Annotated in this window: 1 protein-coding gene and 1 pseudogene; both read left to right on the top strand. The window is 64.8% G+C overall.

The window, feature by feature from the left end; genetic code table 11:
- A pseudogene (locus ND748_RS30970) lies at positions 1-304 on the top strand (hypothetical protein); the annotation flags it as partial.
- 775 nt (positions 305-1079) lie between these two features.
- The coding region (locus ND748_RS30965) for an IS256 family transposase (protein WP_251749856.1) at positions 1080-1924 on the top strand (845 nt) is incomplete at its 3' end.

Genomic DNA, 1924 nt, shown 5'->3' with positions numbered 1-1924 from the left:
CATCTTCGACCACCCCACCCCCACCGCCCTCACCCACCACCTCCTCCACAAACTCACACCACACACCAACTCCACGGTGGACCAGGCGCTGGAGCGGATCGGCTCGGCACTCGAGGACATCAGGGTCCTGCTCGCCGACGTCTCGGCCGCCGATATCAGGGAATCGCAGCTCCCGGCGCGGCTCAGCGCCCTGCTGGCCGAGCTGACGAAGCCGGAGAACGTCGTCGGCGACATAGACCTCGTCGACCAGCTCGAATCCGCGTCGGCCGACGAGTTGTTCCAGTTCATCGACAGCGGGCTCTAATCCGGCACCCGGTCTGGCGGGGGATTCGCGGACGCCCGCCGAACAGCGACAGGAGTCAGCGGAGAAGGAGCTTCCATGCCGGCCCCGACGCAAAGCGCCGCCAAATCTCGACACTGGATTCGCTCCTTTTACAGCACGCCAGATCGCACCCGTCAATTGTTGCGGTTTTCGGGACTGTCCGACGCTCGGCTCTGTCGCGCATCCGGTGGTAGCTGACGCGACCTACTATGTCGCAATATATCATGTTTGGTGTGGATTGCCTGGTGGCGCGGGAGTGTAAGAACAACGGCTCTGGTGCACATTCGGTGGTGACACGGAGTCACCACCCGCTCTGGCCGCAACAGTGCCGGCCTTGTGACATTTGTGTGGCTTTCAGGAACCTTGCTGCAGCGATCGACACGGCCTCGCGGTGCCCGGCTTGACCTTTTCGGCGGTCGGTTGTGCCGCTAACAAACAGTGACCACCGAAAGTGGGCCAGAGCCGTTATCTTGACACTCCCGGTGGCGCTGTTGTTCTCGGGGTTGGCGCCGCTGGTCGTGGAAGACGTAGCGGACGAGGGTGACCGGGTCCGGGTCGCGGCGCGGACCCCGGACGGGCCGGTCGCCTGCCCACGGTGCGGCGTGCTGATCGCGCGGGTGCACGGGCGTGTCATGACGACTGTGTAAGCCGGAGGTGGACCAGGATCGATCTACCTTGATCGGGGTAGGTCAGAAATGGACACCAAGTGGCGCAAAGCACGGCTATCAAGACGGATGACGTGAGGGCGGCGCAGCGGATCGCCGGGGCGTTTTCCCCGGAGACGATCGATGCGCTTCTGCGGGATGCGAAAGCGGCCGGAACACCGGTCGATGGGGTCGATGGCCTGTTGAACCAGATGACGAAGGCTGTCCTCGAGCGGGCCCTGCAGGCGGAGATGACCGATCATCTCGGATATGAGGCCGGCGACCCGTCCGGTCACGGGTCGGGGAACTCCCGGAACGGGAAGTCCACGAAGACCGTGTCGACCCGGAACGGGCCGGTCGAGATCGAGGTGCCGCGTGACCGCAATGGTTCGTTCGAACCGACGATCGTGCCGAAGCGTGCCCGGCGGGTCGGGAACCTCGACGACCTGATCCTGTCGTTGTACTCGCGGGGTATGACGACCCGTGACATCGAGGCGCATCTGCTCGAGATCTACGGTGTGCAGGCGTCCCGTGAACTGATCTCGAATGTTACCGACGTCGTCGCCGACGAGATCAAGATCTGGCAGTCCCGGCCGCTGGACGAGGTCTACCCGATCCTGTACGTGGACGGGATCCGGATCCGGGTCAAGGACAACGGGGTCGTCGCGACCAAGGTCGCCTACCTGGCCGTCGGTGTCGACGTCGACGGCCGCAAGCACGCCCTGGGCTGCTGGATCAAGGACACCGAGGGGGCGAAGTTCTGGCAGAAGGTCCTGGCCGACCTACGCAACCGCGGGGTGCGCGACGTGCTGATCGTCTGCTGCGACGGACTGTCCGGCCTGCCCGACGCCGTCGTCGCGGTCTTTCCCGACACCGTCGTCCAGACCTCATCTGTTGACATGGGTGGTGGCGGGACGGTCCCGCCGGTCACCTGCACCGCCCGGTCAGAACCTATGCA

It is taken from the genome of Frankia sp. AiPs1, assembly GCF_023716945.1.
GTDB lineage: Bacteria > Actinomycetota > Actinomycetes > Frankiales > Frankiaceae > Frankia.
The sequence above is the reverse complement of the archived record's forward strand: the minus strand, read 5'-3'. Positions and strand labels throughout refer to the sequence as shown.